Here is a 21,636-nt window from a genome sequence, read left to right as displayed (position 1 = left end):
AAATGCATATGTAAAATCATACCACGAATTTGTCGTAAATAAAAATAGCTACTTCAAAATAAAGATTAAATAAATCTTCATTTTGAAATAGCCTTTGACTTCAGCCTTATCTCATAATATATATCAGCTGCATACAACTATTTTTGAAGTTAAAGGATTCCTTTTAGTAAATTCATTAGCTTCTTGTATATTTCTAGCTTTAAATAAAAGTTTACCTCCATTCTTATTTAAAACTCCACCGCAAAGCATGTATTTTTGGCCACCACACTCTCTATCATCTTCTAAAAAATTTATACCTTCAAGTCCCTGTCCATCTGCCTTATACTTTAACTCAATGAATAAACCTTTGTCTCCCATCTTTTTACCCCCATATCTGTTCTCATATTTACATAATAACGAACACATGTTCAATTGTCAATATTATTTTTATACTCATTATTAAAAATTATCATCAATAACTTTTAGCTCAATGCATGTCCCTTTATCTTTAAATATATATTCGAAGATAAGTAAAATATGACTATTATTTTGCATATAAAGTTGATAATATCTCTTCTTTAATTTATACTGAAAACGTATAAAACTACTAAGAAGTTACTTGTGGGGTGATTTTATGTTTATTAAAAACTATGAGCCTATGAATGAAAGTTTATGGCAAGGAAGAATAGATAGCAACGACAATTTTGATGCTTTTAGATGGCACCAATGGATTATGCCTCTTGATCTTCAAATAGATGATCTTGAGCCTCTTGATGGATTAAATTTTGCGCTTTTAGGCTTTTGCTGTCATGAAGGAGTTAAAAAAAACAAAGGCCGTATAGGTGCCATGAATGGTCCTATATCCATTAGAAAAGAGCTTTCAAATCTACCTTGTACTTTTAATCAATCAGTAAAAATTTTTGATGCTGGAGATATCATAGTTGAAGATATTCCTCTTGCTGAAGGACAAAAACTTTTAAGTGATTGCGTGTCCAAGTTATTAAATTTAAATATTTTTCCTATAGTTCTGGGGGGAGGACATGAAACAGCCTTTGGAAATTATAATGGAGCACTTTCTCATTTAGATAAAATATCTTCTAAACCTAGAATAGGAATTATAAATTTTGATGCTCACTTTGATCTCAGACCATATAACAACGAGGGCAGTTCTGGAACTATGTTTAGACAGATCTCTGATATATGTCAGGATAAAGACATGGATTTCTCCTATTTCTGTATAGGGATACAGCAACACAGCAACACAGTAGATCTATTTAAAACCGCTAAAAAATTAGGTGTTCAATACACCCTCGCTAAAGACATCCTATATAGTGATGGTTGGCAACTTTTAAGAGAATTAAATAACTTTATGAGAAATCAAGACTACATATATGTAACTATTTGTTCAGATGTATTTTCTGCCTCCTTTGCACCAGGCGTTAGTTCTACACAAACCTTGGGTTTAAATCCTGAAATAGTTATAAAACTGCTTAAACATATTTTAAAATCAAATAGAGTTATAACCTTTGATATATGTGAAGTAGCTCCTAGATTTGATAAAGATAATATCACTTCTAATTTGGCTAGCGTAATTATCTTCTCCATTGTTAATACTCTTTGCAAATTACAAAACTTACAGCACAACTTTTTAACATAATTACATAATAAAAAATCCTTAGCTTCAGAGCTAAGGATTTTTTGTTATTATTATAGGGATTTTAAAATAGATTTGGCAATTTACAAGCTAAATTGCCACAATAAATATTCAAACTCCATACCCATGATATCATTTTCTTCACAAGCATTGAGCATTTTATCCTCTTCTTCACCATTAATATTTAGTTGCCAATTTACATATTCTCCCAGACCAATTGTTAACATTTTAACACTCTCCTCCAGAAATTTTCTACTAGATTTCTCACCTAGTAGTCATTGTAATTGATATTAAATATACATGCACTTAGAAAACATCTGCCATTTCACCTTAAATACTTAATAAATATAATTAACTATTATACTTATTAAGCATGTTTAACTTTGTTTTTATTTTAACACATTTATTTTTATTTGAAAAGCCTTTTTCTGAATTTTCTTTTAAATATTTTGAATATTTTTCTTCACTTTTCCTATAGACATATAAATTACAAAGGTTTCAAAAATATATGTGTTTTTTATATGGCTTTTTGTATATAATTTATAATAGGTACTCATTTATTTTTATACACTTACAATAATTATTAGGTTAAACTATAATTATGTTTTAAATATATAAATTCATGAATGTAGTATTATATTTTGTATAGGAGTTGTTATTATATGAGTTTTGATTTTTTACAAGATAAAAATAAAAAAGTTCACTTTATCGGCATTGGCGGTATTAGCATGAGTGGCCTTGCTGAAATTCTACTTAAGAACGGATATACTGTATCTGGTTCAGATATGAAAAATTCAAATATGGTTGAAAAGCTTAGAAATAAAGGTGCAAATATATATATAGGACATAGTGCCGATAACATACAGGATTCAGATTTAGTAGTTTACACTGCTGCTATCAGTGAGGATAATCCTGAGTTTCAGAAAGCCATTGAACTGAAGCTTCCTATGATGGATAGAGCTGAATTCTTAGGCAAAATTATGCTTGGCCATAAATATAATGTAGCTGTTGCTGGTACTCATGGTAAAACAACCACAACTTCAATGCTTACCCATATTGTTATTGAAGAACAAGTGGATCCTACCATATTAGTTGGAGGAGAATTAGATGTTATAGAGGGTAATGTCCTTGCTGGAAATAGTGATTACTTTGTTACCGAAGCATGTGAGTATAAAGGTTCTTTCCTAAAATTTCATCCTTATATAGGAATAATATTAAATGTAGATGCAGACCATTTAGATTTTTATAAGGATATAGATCATATAAAGGATACTTTCAATAAATTTATTGATATCATACCGGAGGATGGTTTCCTTGTATGCAATGGTGATGATGGTAACGTTTCTGATATAATAAATAATCATAAATGTACCATAATGACCTATGGAATAAACAATGGTGAGTATACAGCTAGAAATATAACTTACAACTCCCTTGGATGTGGTTCTTATGATTTATATAAAAATGACCATGCGTTATTTTCTATAGTCTTAAATGTACCTGGAGAACATAATATACTTAATTCTTTAGCTGCTATATGTACTTCCTTAGCTCTTAATATTTCTAAGGAATCTATAATTAAAGGGTTATCTAATTTTGGAGGGACTCATAGAAGATTTGAATTTAAGGGTTTAAAAAATGGTGTTACTGTAATAGATGACTATGCTCATCATCCAACAGAAATTCAAGCTACTCTTAATGCTTGTAAAAATTATCCTCATAAAGATTTATACATTGTATTTCAACCTCATACCTACACCAGAACTATAACACTTTTTGATGACTTTGTTAAAACCTTTAATGAAGTAAATCATTTATTATTAGCAGATATATACGCTGCTCGTGAAAAAGATACCGGAATTGTTAGCTCTGTAAAGCTAGGTGATGCTATAAGACTTACAGGAGTTGATGCAATAAACTATCATAGCTTTGAAGAAATAGTTAATTACTTAAAATCAAAGGCTAAAGATGGTGACCTTATTATTACTGTAGGTGCAGGAGACATAAATCTTGTTGGTGAAATGTATCTAGCTGATTAAACTTAACTAATAATAATTAATTATAGCTATCTCTTTAATTAGGATAGCTATAATTAAAATATATAAACGAGGTGACAAAATGAATTCAAGCTTTAATAAAACAGTATACATAGTTAATGCCTTTACTCACAATGATATGGGTGGAAACAAAGCTGGTGTAGTTATTGATTGTGATAATCTATCCTCTAATGACATGGCAGCTATAGCAAAAGAAGTGAACCTTTCTGAAACTGCTTTTGTAATAAAATCAAAATGTGCTGATTATGACTATGAAGTTAGATTTTTTACTCCTTCAACAGAAGTTGATTTATGTGGCCATGCTACCATCGCTACCTTTTACACTTTAGCTAAACTAGGATTTATTAAACCCAATACTAATCCAGTGCAATTAAAACAAAAAACTTTAGCTGGTATTTTAGATATAGAGATTTGTTTTGACGAGGACAAGGTTTCCTATGTGCTTATGACTCAGACAAATCCTAAGTTCTATTCATATATTGATGATGAAAAAGAGCTTTGTGATATATTAGGCATCAGCAAAGAAGATGCAGGAATTGAGGGATATCAATTAAAGCCTATGATAATTTCTACCGGCCTTAAAGATATAATGTTTCCAGTGAAATCCCTAGATGCACTGAAAAGAATTACCCCAGATTTTCAATCACTAAAAGAATACACTGATAAATTAAACTTAGTTGGTCTTCACGCATTTTCTTTAGAAACTGAAAATCCTGAAAGCTCAGTTGCAACTAGAAATTTCGGACCTAGTGTAGGTATAGATGAAGAAAGTGCTACTGGTACATCTAATGGTGCTTTATGCTCATATATTATGAAACATAATATCCTTGAATTTAAAGATACACTAACTATATCTTGCGAACAAGGTTACTATATGGATAACCCAAGTGAAATTATTTGTAAGGGTGAAGCTGTTCATAGTGACTATATAATAAAAGTTGGTGGTGTAGGAAGTATAGAAACAACTATAGAGGTGACTTATAAGTAGTCACCTCCTTTTTATTTACTTAAGTATAGATTTTAAATTTTCTCTTTCCTTTTCTATCTGCCCTTTTACCTCTGATGATGGATTAAACAAAGAATCATATCTAAACAATATTATACCATTATATTTTTCTAACTTTCGTGAAGCTTCAACCTGTCTTTTTAGCATATCAGTACAGCTTTTCCATTCGTCCTTTCCATTTCCTGCCCAAGTATCTTCAGTTCCAATTTTATAAACAGACAAACCCATATATAACTTCACTGTAGGTTCAGTAATAAGAGCATTAAATTCCTCAATCACCTTTTGAAAATCACTATTATCATTTAAAAATCCATAGTATATTTGTGGACAAATATAATCAATATATCCAGGATTTTGAACCCACTTCTTCACATCAATAAATTGGCTATTGTAGTTATTACTCATGGAGCCTTGTGGACTTATACCAAAGACTACCTTTGAATTTATCTCTTTAATAGCTGTGTAAGCCTGTTTTACAAGTATATTAACATTTTCTCTTCTCCAACTACTTAAATCTAAATCTCCTCCTGAACTTATATAGTCTTCATAGGCTTTTTTATCTATAGAATCATCACTGGATGGATAAAAATAATCATCAAAGTGTATTCCATCCACTTCATAGTTCTCCACTATTTCTTTTACTCCATTTACTATAAGTTGTCTAACTTCTTCCTTTCCAGGATTATAGTATATTCCACCATTACATTTTATTATATTATCACTACCATCCTCTATCCACTTGCTAGCAGGATTATCTGAAGACAATGGTAACTTTTCACTATCACTTCTAACTCTATATGGATTAACCCAAGCCTCCACTCTTATATTTCTTGAATGAGCCTCTTCTATAATAACTTGAAGAGGATCATAGCCTGGATCATTTCCTTCTATCCCAGAACAATATACAGACCAAGGATAGTATTTAGATTGATATAACGCATCAGAAAATGGTCTTACTTGTACTACTAAAGTATTTAATCCCATCTCCTCTACCTTTTCTATTGCTTGGGATATATTTTTTCTAAACTCGCTCTCATTTTTCCCCTTAAGCATGGAGGATAGATCTAAATAAGATAACCAAACACCCTTTATCTCATCATAACTTATAACTTTTCTTTCTTTATTAATTATTTTATTACTGCTATTATCTACATTATCAAAACATACGATCCATACTAAACCTAAAATTACTAATATAATTACTCCTAAAGTGGCAAAATTCATTTTATTCATTAATGCCCCTCCTTAATTTAAGAATAGTATATACCTATGCATATAACTTAAGGTATAGAATTCAATTGTAATAAATGTATCTATTCATATCTAGAAAACTTCTTCCAAAGTTCATCAACTTCACTTTGTTCTAAAAAGCTAGCTAATATTCTATAGTCTCTTTTTCCCACATAAAATATAATCCCCTTTTTATCCCTCATTGCTTTATTTACATCTCTAAAGTAAAGAGTTTTAGGTTTTTCATTCATGTTATTATTAATATAAAATTTATCTTTATATATCTTAATATAATTTAAATCATCAATTATTCTAACCTTTTTAGTAACAAGTGCTGTAACTATTAATCCCATTATAAAAAAAACTAATAAAAATCTTCCATAAAAAAGATTGTTCCTTATAAATAATCCTATTGTAATTATCAGTAAAAGGCTCGATAAAAGTATACTGTTAGATAATTGTTTTCTCATATACCTTTTAGAAGTCTCACTAAATTTATATTCCTTCATCATTTGTACTCCTCCAGTCTTTAATTCCAAGGGTATTATAATAATATCCTTATTAAAATTTTTACATTCAGTAGCATCCTTTATTATTTACAATATACTGGTTTTATAACACCTTTTATTGATCTTTAAAAAAAATGTGTTACATCGCAAAACTTTTTGCATAAAATATGTTGACAACCTATTAAATATATCATATAATAATTTTTGTCGGCGGGGTGTGGCGCAGATGGGAGCGCGCGTGGTTTGGGACCATGAGGTCGCAGGTTCAATCCCTGTCACCCCGACCAAAAGGAACATGAGTATCATGTTCCTTTTTATTTTATAGCTAATAAATTTCCTTGCTTTAATAAGTTTTAAAAAATACATTGCTATGGCCAATATATCACTTACTAAAAATTATATGCATTACTAAAGATACTATATATACTAATATTATAGTCCTATGATACCTTGCTATTTGTCCTCCCTTATCTCTATAAATAAATTTATTTATAATTCCAGTAGCTAATATTATTAAAAGGCTTACAAAAGTCACAATCCCCCAAAAAGAAAAACCCTCCTTAATATTCATTATCAATATATGAATTATAGAAGAAATAAATGCACCTAATCCAAATATCCCATGATTTTCCTCTAAAATACTATTTACATTAATAGTTTTATTTATTATGCCTCTATGCTTTTTCTTTGATAAACCTCTAATAAACTTATTATAAAACCTAGAAGATGCCACTCTCGACAACGCTGCTAAAGTAAATATAACTGAAATAATACCCCATAACTTACCTAGGAAATCCATGGTTTCCCCCCTTATATTTTACTAATACATTATATGTCTTTAATTTTATTACATTCTTTTTTATTATTTTTTATTTATAGAAGGATATAGTTTTCAGATTACATATATTACACTTTACATTAAAAGTTTTATTTGTTATGTTAGTATGCGGGGGTGATAATGTATGTTTAAAAATATAGACGCTGCAATTTTTGATATGGATGGTACTATAGTTGATTCTATGTGGGTATGGAATAAAATTGATATAGAATACCTAGCTAAACATAATTTAGAAGTGCCTCCATCATTAAATAATGACATTGCTCATCTTAGCTTTAACGAAGTAGCTATTTACTTTAAGAATTTCTTTAATTTACCTTATGGCGTAGAGGAAATTAAACATCACTGGAATGACATGGCTTATGAAGCTTATTGTAATAAAGTAAAACTAAAACCTGGTGTTAAAGAATTTTTTAGCCTACTTAAAGAAAATAACATAAAAATTGCATTGGCTACAAGCAATAACACTTTACTTTTAGAAGCTTGCTTAAAAGCTAATGGAATATATGAATATTTTGATACAATAACCTTAACTAATGAAGTTAAAAGAGGAAAAGACTTTCCAGATGTATATCTCCTAACAGCTAATAAATTAGGTGTTTCTCCAGATAAATGCATGGTCTTTGAAGACTTACTTCCAGCTATACACGGTGCTAAAAAAGCTGGCATGAAGGTTATAGGCGTATATGATGAACATTCTATAGATCAGCACAATGACATGAAAGCTTTAGCTGACGATTTTATATTAGATTATGTTGATTTTTCTTTAGCTATATAATTATTAAAGGTTGTCTTAGTAAGAATTAATTTTTCTTCTAGGACAACCTTTGTTTCTTTTATTTACATTCTAATCCACAATGGAACTAGTCTCAGCATTTATCAACTGAATCAAATCCTTGGGTGCTATTTCTACTTGAAATCCAATTTTACCACCACTTATAATAACTTCATCTAAATTCAAGGATGAATCATCTATTATGGTAGTATAATTTTTCTTCATACCTATGGGAGAACAGCCTCCCCTTATATATCCAGTTACCTTAAGCATATCACCTACTTTTATCATTTCCACTGACTTTTCTCCAACACTCTTTGCTGCAGCCTTAAGATTCAATTCCTTTACCACAGGAATTACAAAGACATAAAAATCTCCACTATGACCTTTTGTAACAAGAGTCTTAAATACTTTTTCTGACGTTACTCCTAGTTTATTTGCTACTGATATTCCATCTATAGCATTATCCTTAACCTGATATGTATATATATTGTAATGTATATTACTCTTATCTAATATCCTCATCACATTAGTTTTAGTGTTAGCCATTTGTTCATCAACTCCTTATTTAAAATTATAACACCAAATTTTTATTATCTTTAATAATATTACATATTTTCTTTATCAATTCTATTTCATAAATAGGTCGAATATATTTATACTAGCAAGCTCTTTTATGGAGGTATATTCGTGATAAAAACCTTTTTTATTTATGTCCTACTTCTTACCTCTGGTGGATTAGGAATTTTATATTATCTATTAAATGATAAATATAACAAACAAAATATTCAAGTAAGAGTTTTAACAAAACAAAATAATAGTTTAACATCTCAATTAAATACTATTAATAGGCCTAATGAAACACTAAAAGTTTACTATCGCCCTGTCAGATTTAATACTGGTGAAACATTAAAGCGCTGTTCTCTTTATATATCACCTCTCAGTAATAGTCCTATACTCCGTTCCATACCATCTAACTCAAAAATAGCAATTCTTTATGCAGTTGAAGCTTTAGAAACCCTATGGTATGAAGTAAGAATTATAACTTCTGACACAGTAAATACAAAAGGTTTTGTTAGACAAGAGCTAGTTAAAGAACTTCAAGTTGTAGAAACTCATATTATAAGAAATTAAAACTTTACCTATAAAAATAAAATATTTATATTATTAAAGTTTTAAAATAAAACGGCCAAGATATACTTAGCCGTTTTATTATATGCACCTATATTGATGCTAGCCATTATTTATAATTCCCTTTTTAGATTCCTTTTGAATTTTTTTAAGGGCTTTTTTAGAACCTCTTTCTATATCATGTTCTAACTTTCTTTCCTTATAAGCTATAAAAATCTGATTTAAGTCATAACCTTCAGGATATAACTCTGCCCCACTAACTTCTAGCTTTAATCTCTTGTAATTTACTTCAATAAATTCACCATCTAAAAATACAATTACATTATTAAACTCATCTTTCTCTCTATATACAACTCCTGATAGCTTCTTATCTAGAGCAATAACTCTATCTCCTTTTTCATAATTATGAGATTCTTCATCATCAATATCCACTTCTTTATTTTTAGTAACCTTACTATCTCTTAGTAATTCATAGTTATAGCTTTTTGTTTCAATATACTTTCTCGTTTTCTCTATTATCTTATCAGCTATTCCCATTTTCTTTGAAATATAAAGAGCATTACTATTTCCACTCTTTCCAATAGAAAGCTTATATAGTGGATCTAAGGTCTCTCTTTGGAATTCCATGGCTGCATTTTCAAAATCAGAGTGATTTTGAGAAAAGTTTTTAATCTCTCCATAATGAGTAGAAGCTATAGTAATGCATCCTTTATGATAAAACTCCTCTAATATTGCAATAGCAAGTGCCGCTCCTTCATTAGGTTCTGTACCGCTTCCTATCTCATCAAGGAGAAGAAGGGTGTTTTTATTACACTCTTTTAAAATTCCACTAATATTCTTAACATGAGATGAAAATGTACTTAAAGCATTTTCCACACTTTGGTCGTCCCCGATATCTACAAATATCTTTTCAAATACGGCTATCTCACTTCCTGATTCTGCACCTATATGAAATCCACTTTGTGTAGCTAAGGTAAGAAGTCCCACTGTCTTTAACACCACTGTCTTTCCCCCTGCATTAGGTCCAGTTATAATCAAAGTTCTATAGTCATTTCCTATATTAAAATCTAATGGAACTGCATCTTTTATCAACGGATATCTACCTTTAATTATATTTATATATCCATGATTATTTAAAATAGGTTGTATTCCATCTATATCTTTACTATATTTTGCTTTTGCTAGAATCATATCATACTCTGCAATTACTTCTATATTTATCTTTAGCTCTTTAATTCTTTCAAATATCATATCAGTTAAAGTTGCAAGTATTCTATATTCTTCCATAGACTCTTCTGATTTTAGTGTGGTTAACTCTGTAGTATACTTTGATACAGAACTTGGTTCTATAAATACAGTAGTCCCTTTAGAAGATACTTCTACTATGGATCCTTGAACTTGATTTTTATAAGAAGCCTTTATAGGAATTGTATATCTACCATTCCTTTGACTTATAAAAAATTCTTGAATATATTCCTTATTAGCACTACTTCTTATAAATTTATCTAACTTTTCTTTTATCTTTTCTTCGCAGTTTTCTATATGTCTTCTAATTCTCTTAAGTTCTTTACTAGCATTAGAATCCACTATACTACCTTTAATTGAAGCTTCTATTTCTTCTTCAATATACTTTAATTCTGTAATACTTTTACCGTAAGCACTTAAAGTTGGCGCATATCCTTCCTTATTTTCTATAAAAATTTTAACCTTTCTGCATCCACGTAAAAAGTTGTCTATTGTAGTTAATTCTGATGGTTCAAGTACTGAGCCTTTTTCAATCTTATCTATTAATGGAGCAATATTAAATATTCCCTTTAAAGGCATATGGTAAGAAGCATCTATAAGATTTCTTCCTTCGGATGTTTCCTCTAACATTCTTTTCACTTGTTTAATATTATTACTAGGTTGAAGTTTATCTAGTAACTCTCTTCCTAATCCGCTTACACAATATGATTTAACAATTTCCTTTATTTTAGCATGATGTAATTTTTCCAATGTACTAATATTCATTTTAACGATTCCTTTACTTATTATTAAGTCCATGAAATCCTTCATAGATTTCTAAAATAAAAAAGCTATGGATACTTCCACAGCCTTAAACTTGCCATTAATAAAGATAGCTTTAGCTATCCTAAGGTAAATTTCGTGGACTTGTATCTTTAATAGTTTTAATTAATCCCACAACAAACAAAGGTATATAATACCCTAATTTTAAGATTAATATTTAATTACTATTTTAGATACTAGACACTCACAAAAAACCCTCTCTCTCTTTTGAAATCTATGTAATTTAATGTTAAAACATTATTTATAAAAAATCAATATATCTTCATTAAATAATTTAATTTATTATTTTTTCTTTCCATTGTTTTACTCATATGTAATATATGATATAATCATTTTATTACTTATATTTTATTAAAGGAGGGTTAAGTATGTTGTCACTTACATTTTTTGTATTCATGCTAATATCACTAGGATTTCTAATATACTTTAATTATCATCCTCATGGCTATAAAATGCCTATAGTTAAGACTATTACTAGTTTACTATTTATTGCTATATGCATATCTAGCTATAAAATTATTTACTTGAATACCCAATATTTCATCTTTATACTTCTAGCATTAATATTATCTCTAATTGGTGATGTATTTCTTGCCTTTAATAATAGTAGCTCTGATGAAGTTAGTAAAATGTTTGTGTATGGATTAAGTAGTTTTTCTATTGCTCATATATTTTTTTCTATAGCCTTCTCCACTCTTACACCTGTATTAGTGTGGCATATTTTATTATTTATATTGATTTCAGTAATGTCTATTCTATTTTTAAACTTAATAAAGGGTTTTGATTTTAAAGGTGCATATAAACTAGTTGTTACTTACTCTATTATAATTAGCTTTATGTTTACACGAGCTCTATCTTTAACTTCATTAATTCATGAGAACTTTTGGAGTACCATTCTTGTCATAGTAGGTGCGTGTCTCTTCTTGCTATCTGATCTAATTTTATGTTTTATATATTTTCATAAAAAATCACCTTCTTACATGACAGCCTTAAATCTGTTATGTTACTATGTTGGACAAGGACTTATAGCTCTTAGTTTAGCTTTTTAACAACCTAATACAATAAATAGTATTAATTTTATAAATAAAAAGAGGCTTTTGTAAAAAATATCACTAATCTTATATTTAATGTTGAACATGAACTTTTAGATTAGTTTTTTACAAAAGCCCTTTTATTTGCTCCTATATATGAATTTATCCGATGACTACCAGCTCTAATACTCCCATCTCTCCTTCAAAGCTGGAATAAAGAGCTGCTACGACCCTGGATAACGAATTCTATGTATATATTCTAATTTTCTTTATTCTATTCCTATCTATATCTTCAATTATAAATCTGTAATTACTATAATTTATTTCTTCACTTATATTAGGAAATCTACCAAGTACACCTATTATAAATCCTCCTATAGAATCAAACTCCTCAGATTCAATTCTTGTTCCTATCAGTTCATTTATATCCTCTATTCTAACACTTCCTCCAACTATATACTCATCTTCCTTTACCACATATATTTCAGGTTCCTCATCGTCATATTCATCACTTATATCCCCCACTATCTCCTCTATTAAATCTTCAATAGTTACAATTCCTACAGTTCCGCCATATTCATCAAGAACTGCTACCATGTGTTGCCTATTTTTATTCATATCCTTAAAAAGCTCTGTAACCTTTCTAAATTCATAGGTATAAGTTATCTCTCTCATATAATTTTTTAGAGTAAAATTCTTAGTATCTTCCATGAATATAATATCCTTAACATTTAATATACCCACTATATTATCTATAGTATCTGAATATATAGGTATCCTTGAAAAGCCTTCTTCCTTTATTACTGAAATAATCTTATCTAAACTTTCTTCTATATCTAAGGCTATTATATCCACTCTTTGAACCATAACATCTTTTGCATAAAGGTCACCAAATTGAAAAACATTATGAATCATATCTTTTTCCTCTAAATTTAATATCCCTTCTTCTTCACTAACATCTACAATAGTTTTTAATTCATCTTCCGTTATAAAAGGTTTATTGCTAACACTTTTCCCTCCAAGTACTTTTATAAAAAAATTTGATATTGTAGTGGTTATGATAACTACTGGCTTAAGTATCTTACTTACAATAAATATTGGATTTGCAACCCTTAGTGATACCTGTTCTGAATTTTGTGAAGCTAAAGTTTTAGGTGTAATTTCACCAAAAATAAGTACTATTATAGTCATTAATATAGTACTTATAGCTACCCCTCTACTTCCAATAAGACTAATAGCCAGAACCGTTGCTAAGGAAGATGATGCTATATTCACAACATTATTTCCAACTAAAATTGATGCTAACAAGCTACTAGGATTATCAACTAACTCCTTAACTCTATTAGCTCCCTTTATGTTTTCCTCTGCCATATGTCTAACCCTTATCTTACTAATAGACATTAAGGCAGTTTCTGAGGCCGAGAAAAAGCTAGACAACATTATTAATATTATTAATCCTATAATCTGTATATATATTATTGAACTCAAATCTAATCCTCCTCTCCCTTAATTAATACTTAATTTTATTGGTATTAATTAAAAAACTAAAAATTAAAAATAAAATCAAATACATATCTTAATTATGCTACATTTCATTCTAAAATATTATCTAAAAGATTTTATAAGTCAAATATATCTACTAATAAAATATATTTTTTAAAATTACAATAAAGGTGTCACCAATATATTAGGGAAATCATAGTATATAATATGTCTCTAAGGTATTAGAGGTTTAAATAATATTATCTATACATACTCTAGCTTCATAAGATCCCCTTTTAAAGTTTGTCCCCCCCAGGTACTTTTAAAGGAATGAAACTAGAGTTCATTACAACCCAAAACTTATTAAAAATCCCCGTAATATTATATTACGGGGATTTTATTATTTAGACTATTCATTAATAATCTTTGTATTACATAAAATCTTTAAGCTATGTTTATAGCTTCTCTTCATTAATTAACTTATTTATTGAATCTCCTATTCGTTTTTTTCGTGTTTCTTCCTTTTTAGCAGAATCTATATAATCCACATATTTCTTCTGATTTGAGTAAGATAAACTATTCCAAAAATCATATATTTCCTTAGATTCTTCAATTCTTATTTTAAACTCTTCAGGAAGATTAATTTTTCTTTCCTCGTCATCCTTTTCAACTATAACTTCAACATAATCTCCAACATCCTTATTTATCTTTTTTCTTATATCTTTAGTTACACCTATTATATGGCATTCTGTTCCCATTCTAACAATAGAACCTCTATATGGTACTCCATCAAAAGTAGCTTTAACTTTAACCCTCTTAGCTCCAAAAGTTTCTTCTACATTAAAAGGTATCTCTATATATGCTCCGCCTTTTCCTATCGCTTCTTTAAGTTGTCCTTCAAACTTTTCCATTATTTTATTCTCCTTTACATATGAAATAAAATATTCACTATAACTTCTGTGTATTATAATATAATATCACATATTAATTATAATAAAATCTATCCTAGGAAACTATACAAATATTTATATAGAAAACTATTTACATATAAACCTATTTAACTATAAAACTATATAACTAGTTAAATAGTTGTTTTATTCATGCGGGTTTCAGAGGTTTTCCTATCTTAAAAGCATGACTAAATCCATGTTAAAATAAGAATGATTTTTGCCATTTTTCTTGGCGACTTAGCTAGTATAGATATCGGTTTTTACAATAAAATAACCTAGTTAAGATAAATGAAATTAGTGCTTTATTTATCCTAACTAGGCTTATTAAATTCAAATATTATTTACATAGGTCAATGATTACTTGAGTAAATATTTTAGCACTAAGTAGAAGTTCATCTACTACTGCAAACTCATCATCACCATGTAAATTATTATCAGTACCTGGCATTGTGCATCCAAAGGCTACTCCATTCTTAATATGATGAACATATGTACCTCCTCCTATGGCTATGCATTCACCTTTTTGTCCACTATACTCCTCATAACATTTCAAAAGTGTTTGTATAAATTCAGAATTCTCATCAACATGATGAGCTGAAAACATATCATCCTTAGATAAGATTATATTATCCTTTGCCATATTGTCTCTTAGAACATCACGTAGATTTTCATTAGTTGCACAAAGTGGCGCTCTACAATCAAAGGTTCCCATTAATTCTGTAGTAGTATATTTAAATATATTTAAAGTTATGGTTAATTCCCCAGAAAGTTCATCACTCATCTTAACACCACAAGCTTCTCCCTTGAAATCTCCATGTGGGAATAACTTTTTAACAGCACATAGCTTATTAAATCCTTCACTATTAGCACATGGCATAGATGTAAGTAATTCTAACATTCCTGTAAGAGCATTGTTTCCATTTTCAGGAGTAGATGCATGTGCTCCAGCTCCCTTAGCCTTTATAACCCAACTTTCACCATCTTTATCAAATGTGAATTTTAAATTTGTACTTTTTGATGCATTTACACAGTATTTATTTATTTCTTTCTCTGAGAAGCCCTCTACCACTGCAATTGCAGTATCTGGAACTACATTAACCTTTACTCCACTTGTCATAGAAATTACTCTTGGAAGGTTGTTATCTTCTTCAAATTTACTTTCAAAAGGACTATGTAGTCCTCCCTTTTCAATATTTATAACAGGAAAATCTGCATCAGGTGAAAAAGTCATAGGTGCTTCATTCTCTTTTTTATAGTAATATGCTATGTCAGAGCTTCCACATTCCTCATCTGTACCTAAAATAAGACGAACATTTTTACTTAAAGGTATATTTAAATCTTTAACAGCCTTTAAAGCATACAAGGCTGCTAGTGCTGGTCCTTTATCATCAGCTGAGCCTCTTCCATATAATCTGCCATCCTTTATTATTGGTTCAAAAGGTTTTGTAACTGTCCAATCATCACTAACAGGCACTACATCTAGATGAGCTAAAATATCTAATTGTTTTTCTTTATCATTAAAATCAATAGCACCTACATAATTATCATAATTTTTAGTGTTAAATCCCATGCTTTCTGCTAGAGTTAGAGCAGACTCTAGAGCCTTTGCAGGACCTTCACCAAAAGGCATACCTTCTTTTGCCTCTGATCTATCACTTCTTATTCTTATTAAATCACATATGTCATTTAACATTTCATCTTTATGATTTTGAAAATACTCTTCTATTTGATTTTTATACATCCAAATCCCACCTTTATTTTAAAATTTAACTATAATTCCATTCTAATACTAAAATTGTTTTATTTCCATAGATGTCACAGTTAATTTACTCTTTAAGGCATCTGAAAATAAATAATAAGTCAAAGATGAGAAGTATATTTTGAGTTAGACAAGGAAACAGGTTCTGCAGATAGTAGCACTATCTAATGGTTCTATTGACGCAGTATAAGACAAAATAGACGAGCATTATGACTTATTTATTTTTTGAAGATACCTAATGTTTATTACAAATTTATTAATATTTATTCTATATCCTATAAATATAAAATATAATATATATAATTAATTATATAAGTATACTATTTAGTTTTTATGATACAAGTAGTATTACTTACATTTTAAGTATAAGGAGAATTTAAGATGTCAAAGAAATTTTTTAAAAAGTTAGCTATAACTTTAGGTATTCTCACATGTATATCTATACCTACAACTGCCTTTGCAGATATTCATGGTGAATACCCAAGTGGTGAAATTCTAAGTTTTGGTTCAGATTTAAGTGATAGTCAAGAAGCTCAATTAAGAGAATACTTTAAAGCTCCAGACAATATTGAAGCTATATATGTAGACAGTAAAATGGCAATAAAACAATTTGGACTTGATGAAAAGGAATTAACCAATTTTACAGGTGGATGGTATTCCAGTGCCTATGTTAAGCTATTACAAAAAGAAAATGGCGTAACAGTAAACTCTTCTAACTTAACTCTAGTAACTAATGATATGCTTGCCAATGCATTAATTACTTCTGGTATATTGAATGCAGAGGTTACAGCCTCAGCTCCTTTTGAGGTAACTGGAGAATCAGCCCTTGCTGGAATTCTAGCTGGTGCTGAGAATATAATGGGTGGTGAATTATCTACACCTAATAAGCAAGCTGCTCAAAAGGAAATAGATGTATCCCTAGATTTAGCTGAAGAAATAGGTGATACAGAAGCTTCTGCAATCATCAATGAAGTTAAGACAGCCGTTATAAAAGACAAGCCGTCTAGTGAAGAAGAAATTAAGAAAATTGTTGAGAAGGTTGAAAATAAATATGATGTAGATATAAGTGCTACTATTCAAAACAATATGGTTTCATTAATGTCTGATATAAACAACCTAGACTTAGACTATTCTAAGCTTAAGGATACCTTAGATAAAAGTGCATCTAAGTTTAAAGATGAGATGGCATCTCTAGGAAAAGAACTTAAGGATTCAGGCTTCTTTGATAAACTATTTAACTGGATTAGCGAATTCTTCAGTTCACTTTTCAACTAAAATGAAGGCTAAATTATAAAAATAAACCGCACCTTTTAAGGTACGGTTTATTTTTTATAGTTTGTTAGTAAACTCTATCATATGGTCATATAATTTATCTATGTTGTCATGGTTATCCACGTAGAATTTATATAGTTCATTATAGGATACATTCTTTATAGACTCGTCACATTTTCTAAAATTTTTCAAATAGTTGTAAAATTCAGATGATATCTGCGGAAAAAATCCAGCATCTACTGATTTGTCTATACTTACACTATATAAATTTTCATTATAAGGCTCGCTTATGGTTACTAAGCATTTACTCATATATTTTCCTAAAAGTTCTATAAACTTAGTAAATTCTGTCTTGAAGTTCTCTTCCGAAAAATCTATTTTCTCATTGTTTGTATCTATAATATTATCTAGGTTTTTTAAAACCTTTGGTACTTCTGATATAACTAGTAATAAACTTTCCTTATCAAATTGTGCTCTTTTCATATACAATCACTCCTTGCTAATAATTTAAATTTAATGCTTTATTACTGCTAAAATAAAAAACCTCTTAGCTACTAAAACTAAAAGGTCTTAAATCTTATTTATCATAGATTAAATCACACCCTTCCATCTCTCGTAGAATTATAGCGTAAAAAATAGGCAAGTATTCTGGCTTGAGTATCATTATTTTCTTCTGCCTTCCCATAAAAACAGTGGCATATTAGAAGAAAACTCCTCTCTTACAGCGGCGGGACCGCGTGGGATTTGCACCCAACTTCTCTTTTAATCAGCTATAAAAGAATATAACTGAACCCATCTTCCATAATATTCAATTGTTAATATCATATTATACCTTTCTTATTTTCATGTCAAACTATTAATTATAACTCTAACTATTGTTTTTCTTCCAAATTAGAAGTTTTAGTAGTTATTTTAATGTTTATTGTTAAATATCTAAATTTAACTAGCTATTTCTAATATTATATAACATATCCCTAATCTTTTTATCACTATATTCTTCTAATTTCAATAACTCATCATATGGATTTCCATCAATACCTAAATATTTTGCAAAAGCTGGTTCTGTTTTTAAGCCACTTTTCTTAAGGATAACAATCTCTTCTCTAGTTCTTTCTCCACCTAATCTAAGTATTCTATCTTCCACTACCATATGCCTATAGCCATTCTGCTTACAACTATTCAATGACTGAGCATATATTTCTATTTCAATATCTTCCACATAAAAATTTACAGTTAATATTGTCTCATTATCTGTACTATTATTACTTATATGAAGCTTGCTGAACATAGAATACTTATTTTCTACTATCTTCTGAAATTCCTTAAAATCATAAACTTCACATACTATATCTAAATCACTGTTTTCTATATCAATATTAATTGGTATAGTTCCTACTAATATTGGATCAAACTTTCTTAAAACATTAAATATATCTAGTTCCTTAAGTACTTTATATGCATTTTGTTGTTTTATATTACCTTGTTTAAGGTAGTTTATATTTGTAAAATCTTTATTCTTCATACTAATCTAGTTTTCATCCTTCTCTAAGAAATTTTCACTAATAAAAGCTGCTACACCATCCTCATCATTACTTCCTGTAATATGTGATGCACAATCTAAAATTTCTTTAATTGCATTTGATACTGCTATACCTTGTCCACAATGTTTTATCATTCCTATGTCATTAATATCATCACCAAATGCAGCTATCTCTTCCAGGCTAATATTTAAATATTTAGCTATCTCATTAATAGCATTAAATTTTGTTGCCTCTCTATGAGCAAATCTACACCAATTTTCTCCAACGAAAATTAGAAAACTACATTGTGGATATTTTGAAGCAATTTTTTCAGCAATACTATTTTCTAAAACTTCCACTGTTATTTTATAGGTCATACAATTTAGTGGTTTGGAATAATCAGTATATTTAGCATGAATATAATCTTCACCGTGTTTATTTATCTCTTCACTATTGGAATAATATGCATTTTCAGTTTCAACAGTTATTTCACCCACCTGTAAATCCATAACGCAATCCTTAATTAATGAATCAGATACCTCTTTTGATAGCATACATTTATAGATAACCTCATCCCTACACTTTGCTAATGCTCCTCCATTAGAAATTACAATATCAGGTCTTATTAGATCAATGTAATTAGTAGCTGCTTGCTCTGAACGAGCTGTAGCTATAGCAATATATATTCCCTGCTCCTTACATCTTTTTATAACATCTAAACTATAGTTAGAAATACTTTTATCTGTCCTTAAAAAGGTACGATCTAAATCAGTTATAATCAATTTAATCTTTTTATCCATATTAATCCCCCAACTAAATTAATTTTCATTATTAAGACTTAAATTATAGGAATTTAAATTCTCTCTTTTCTCCCATCCTATAGATCTCCAAAACTCATTCCCAATTTCATTATTAGTAAATACAACTAGTGTAGCTTTATTTATTCCTTCACGTTTTAAGGCATTAATAACTGAATTAACTAGCTTTTTCCCAATACCTCTCCCTCTATATCTTATATCTACAGCAGTATGATAAATATATCCTCTTCTGCCATCATGTCCACATAATATACTTCCTATTATTTTACCATCCTCTTTAGCTATAAAATTAGTAGTAGGATTTCTCATTAGAAATTTCTCTATACCTTCCTTAGAATCATCCAAATTTCTCAAACCCATTCCAGTGGTAGAAGTCCATAGTTTAAAAACATCCTCATAATTTGAAGTTTTCATTTCTGCTATTTTCATATTAAGGCCTCCATATTTTTTTACTACCTTATTAAATATGTATAATACATCTCAACCATAATTACCTTAATATAGCTTGAATCATATTTCTTTTATCTTGATAATATTCTTTGCTCTCTATAGACATTTTATTATAGCTTCTTTCAAGTTTGCTTTTAACAAACTCCAACCCATCATCAATATTCAGTTTTCTTTGAACAAATGCCAAATAAAATAGTGATGGCAATGTATCGTAATGAGAAATAGCGTCAGCATCAGCAACACATATTTCTTCCTTAGTTGTTTTTTCTTTTAATACGCTTCCACGGTGATTTAATATACATAATTTAACTAACCCAATTTTATCTATTGGATAATTATATGATTTCAAGATTTTCTCTGCCATATTTGCACCATGAATATGATGATTTTCGTATAACTTATAATCTGTGATTGAAGCTATATCATGCAACCATCCTGCAATTTCACATACCTCAACATCTGCTTTATATAGTGTAGCTAATTCAATTGCATTATTCACTACACTTTCAATATGTTCATAACTTCCAACACCAAAAAAATTATTTGGACTTTCACATCTTCTTTTTACATCTTCCTTTATCTTCTCAATCATATTCCTTTCCATTTTTCCTCCATTCACCAGGCTATTTTACTTATTAAAATATAATACTATTCAATTATCAAAAATCTATTTACTTAACCTTATCTACAATTGTAAAATAGCTAAATTATCTTCTTGATAATATGAATTACATATAATTTTACTACCCATTCAAATAATTATAATACATTTCATACATAATTATCTAGTTATTCTAAAATTATGTTAAATTTATTCTCTTTATTTCACATATAAAAATTATGGACTAGTTGTATAATGAAATTGCACCAATAAAAAATCCATAGTGGATTATTCTGTGTATGATTTAATCTATAAACAAAATACATACATGGAGAATAATAACTATGGACTACACAAACACTAACACAGAGTCACATAAACATAGTTCCTTGCTTCAAAGGGAGTTTTTACTCCCGATGAAGGTTACTAACAGAATTCTTAGTATCAGTATTTTCGATACTTAGAATTCGTTGTCCTTTAGGGGAAATGGTTATCCAGGGACGTAGC

General features: G+C 29.1%; 22 protein-coding genes, 1 tRNA gene and 1 riboswitch. Of the genes, 8 read left to right on the top strand and 15 right to left on the bottom strand.

Translation table 11 applies throughout. The features are described from left to right. Positions 1–123: 123 nt before the first annotated feature. Entirely contained in the window at positions 124–357 is a 234-nt protein-coding gene (locus ABDZ93_RS08745) for a hypothetical protein (RefSeq protein ID WP_343825594.1), read from the bottom strand. Positions 358–613: 256 nt separating this feature from the next. Here ABDZ93_RS08745 and hutG point away from each other — a divergent pair, with 256 nt between their 5' ends. Beyond that, positions 614–1,636 carry a formimidoylglutamase gene (gene hutG / locus ABDZ93_RS08740; RefSeq protein ID WP_343825592.1) on the top strand — a complete coding sequence of 341 codons (1,023 nt, stop codon included), beginning with the start codon at positions 614–616 and terminating at the stop codon, positions 1,634–1,636. An 80-nt stretch (positions 1,637–1,716) separates the two neighbouring features. Here the strand turns inward: hutG and ABDZ93_RS08735 are convergent, their stop codons facing one another. Continuing rightward, on the bottom strand, positions 1,717–1,860 hold the full coding sequence (locus tag ABDZ93_RS08735) for a hypothetical protein (RefSeq protein ID WP_343825590.1): 144 nt from the start codon (positions 1,858–1,860) through the stop codon (positions 1,717–1,719). A gap of 435 nt (positions 1,861–2,295) precedes the next feature. Here ABDZ93_RS08735 and murC point away from each other — a divergent pair, with 435 nt between their 5' ends. After that, complete coding sequence (gene murC / locus ABDZ93_RS08730) at positions 2,296–3,672, top strand: UDP-N-acetylmuramate--L-alanine ligase (protein ID WP_343825588.1); 1,377 nt, start codon at positions 2,296–2,298, stop codon at positions 3,670–3,672. Between the two features lie 79 nt (positions 3,673–3,751). Beyond that, on the top strand, positions 3,752–4,678 hold the full coding sequence (locus tag ABDZ93_RS08725) for a PhzF family phenazine biosynthesis protein (RefSeq protein WP_343825586.1): 927 nt from the start codon (positions 3,752–3,754) through the stop codon (positions 4,676–4,678). A gap of 15 nt (positions 4,679–4,693) precedes the next feature. Here the strand turns inward: ABDZ93_RS08725 and ABDZ93_RS08720 are convergent, their stop codons facing one another. After that, entirely contained in the window at positions 4,694–5,929 is a 1,236-nt protein-coding gene (locus ABDZ93_RS08720; RefSeq protein WP_343825583.1) for a glycoside hydrolase family 10-like protein, read from the bottom strand. A gap of 80 nt (positions 5,930–6,009) precedes the next feature. Further along, positions 6,010–6,438 carry a hypothetical protein gene (locus ABDZ93_RS08715; RefSeq protein ID WP_343825581.1) on the bottom strand — a complete coding sequence of 143 codons (429 nt, stop codon included), beginning with the start codon at positions 6,436–6,438 and terminating at the stop codon, positions 6,010–6,012. A gap of 208 nt (positions 6,439–6,646) precedes the next feature. On the opposite strand from ABDZ93_RS08715, the gene ABDZ93_RS08710 reads away from it, so the two are divergent. Further along, a tRNA-Pro gene (locus tag ABDZ93_RS08710) sits at positions 6,647–6,722 on the top strand. Positions 6,723–6,817: 95 nt separating this feature from the next. On the opposite strand, the gene ABDZ93_RS08705 is transcribed toward ABDZ93_RS08710, so the two are convergent. After that, positions 6,818–7,234, bottom strand: a complete 417-nt coding sequence (locus ABDZ93_RS08705) for a hypothetical protein (RefSeq protein WP_343825580.1) — start codon at positions 7,232–7,234, stop codon at positions 6,818–6,820. Between the two features lie 163 nt (positions 7,235–7,397). On the opposite strand from ABDZ93_RS08705, the gene ABDZ93_RS08700 reads away from it, so the two are divergent. Beyond that, positions 7,398–8,051, top strand: a complete 654-nt coding sequence (locus ABDZ93_RS08700; protein ID WP_343825578.1) for an HAD family hydrolase — start codon at positions 7,398–7,400, stop codon at positions 8,049–8,051. A 69-nt stretch (positions 8,052–8,120) separates the two neighbouring features. Here the strand turns inward: ABDZ93_RS08700 and ybaK are convergent, their stop codons facing one another. Continuing rightward, on the bottom strand, positions 8,121–8,597 hold the full coding sequence (gene ybaK / locus ABDZ93_RS08695) for a Cys-tRNA(Pro) deacylase (protein WP_343825576.1): 477 nt from the start codon (positions 8,595–8,597) through the stop codon (positions 8,121–8,123). A 141-nt stretch (positions 8,598–8,738) separates the two neighbouring features. On the opposite strand from ybaK, the gene ABDZ93_RS08690 reads away from it, so the two are divergent. Continuing rightward, positions 8,739–9,182 carry a hypothetical protein gene (locus ABDZ93_RS08690; RefSeq protein WP_343825574.1) on the top strand — a complete coding sequence of 148 codons (444 nt, stop codon included), beginning with the start codon at positions 8,739–8,741 and terminating at the stop codon, positions 9,180–9,182. Positions 9,183–9,281: 99 nt separating this feature from the next. Here ABDZ93_RS08690 and ABDZ93_RS08685 read toward each other — a convergent pair whose 3' ends face one another. Beyond that, positions 9,282–11,189, bottom strand: coding sequence for an endonuclease MutS2 (locus ABDZ93_RS08685; RefSeq protein WP_343825658.1), 1,908 nt, complete (start codon positions 11,187–11,189; stop codon positions 9,282–9,284). Positions 11,190–11,614: 425 nt separating this feature from the next. Here ABDZ93_RS08685 and ABDZ93_RS08680 point away from each other — a divergent pair, with 425 nt between their 5' ends. Next, positions 11,615–12,295 carry a lysoplasmalogenase gene (locus ABDZ93_RS08680; protein WP_343825572.1) on the top strand — a complete coding sequence of 227 codons (681 nt, stop codon included), beginning with the start codon at positions 11,615–11,617 and terminating at the stop codon, positions 12,293–12,295. Between the two features lie 228 nt (positions 12,296–12,523). Here the strand turns inward: ABDZ93_RS08680 and ABDZ93_RS08675 are convergent, their stop codons facing one another. The 3 genes from ABDZ93_RS08675 to pepV all read right to left on the bottom strand — a co-directional run bounded on the left by ABDZ93_RS08675 (position 12,524) and on the right by pepV (position 16,450). Next, the gene (locus ABDZ93_RS08675; protein ID WP_343825570.1) at positions 12,524–13,765 is read right to left on the bottom strand and encodes an HlyC/CorC family transporter; all 1,242 of its coding nucleotides are present in this window, start codon (positions 13,763–13,765) and stop codon (positions 12,524–12,526) included. A gap of 449 nt (positions 13,766–14,214) precedes the next feature. Beyond that, the gene (locus tag ABDZ93_RS08670; protein WP_343825568.1) at positions 14,215–14,670 is read right to left on the bottom strand and encodes a DUF1905 domain-containing protein; all 456 of its coding nucleotides are present in this window, start codon (positions 14,668–14,670) and stop codon (positions 14,215–14,217) included. Positions 14,671–15,046: 376 nt separating this feature from the next. Then, a complete protein-coding gene (pepV, locus tag ABDZ93_RS08665; protein WP_343825566.1) occupies positions 15,047–16,450 on the bottom strand; it encodes a dipeptidase PepV in 1,404 nt (467 codons plus the stop codon). A 399-nt stretch (positions 16,451–16,849) separates the two neighbouring features. Between pepV and ABDZ93_RS08660 the strand changes: the two genes are divergently transcribed. Then, positions 16,850–17,743 carry a DUF1002 domain-containing protein gene (locus ABDZ93_RS08660; RefSeq protein WP_343825564.1) on the top strand — a complete coding sequence of 298 codons (894 nt, stop codon included), beginning with the start codon at positions 16,850–16,852 and terminating at the stop codon, positions 17,741–17,743. A 54-nt stretch (positions 17,744–17,797) separates the two neighbouring features. On the opposite strand, the gene ABDZ93_RS08655 is transcribed toward ABDZ93_RS08660, so the two are convergent. The 5 genes from ABDZ93_RS08655 to ABDZ93_RS08635 all read right to left on the bottom strand — a co-directional run bounded on the left by ABDZ93_RS08655 (position 17,798) and on the right by ABDZ93_RS08635 (position 21,132). Then, complete coding sequence (locus ABDZ93_RS08655) at positions 17,798–18,223, bottom strand: hypothetical protein (RefSeq protein ID WP_343825562.1); 426 nt, start codon at positions 18,221–18,223, stop codon at positions 17,798–17,800. A 138-nt stretch (positions 18,224–18,361) separates the two neighbouring features. After that, a riboswitch (cobalamin riboswitch) is annotated at positions 18,362–18,551 on the bottom strand. A 132-nt stretch (positions 18,552–18,683) separates the two neighbouring features. Further along, entirely contained in the window at positions 18,684–19,262 is a 579-nt protein-coding gene (locus ABDZ93_RS08650; RefSeq protein ID WP_343825559.1) for a DUF4269 domain-containing protein, read from the bottom strand. Between the two features lie 6 nt (positions 19,263–19,268). Next, entirely contained in the window at positions 19,269–20,060 is a 792-nt protein-coding gene (locus ABDZ93_RS08645; protein WP_343825557.1) for an HAD family hydrolase, read from the bottom strand. An 18-nt stretch (positions 20,061–20,078) separates the two neighbouring features. Further along, on the bottom strand, positions 20,079–20,507 hold the full coding sequence (locus ABDZ93_RS08640) for a GNAT family N-acetyltransferase (RefSeq protein ID WP_343825555.1): 429 nt from the start codon (positions 20,505–20,507) through the stop codon (positions 20,079–20,081). Between the two features lie 61 nt (positions 20,508–20,568). After that, on the bottom strand, positions 20,569–21,132 hold the full coding sequence (locus tag ABDZ93_RS08635; protein WP_343825553.1) for an HD domain-containing protein: 564 nt from the start codon (positions 21,130–21,132) through the stop codon (positions 20,569–20,571). Positions 21,133–21,636 lie beyond the last annotated feature (504 nt).

Origin of the sequence: Clostridium subterminale, assembly GCF_039521425.1 — a bacterium.
Lineage (GTDB): Bacteria > Bacillota > Clostridia > Clostridiales > Clostridiaceae > Clostridium_J > Clostridium_J subterminale.
Note: the sequence above shows the minus strand (reverse complement) of the source record. Positions and strands in the feature narration are given on the sequence as shown.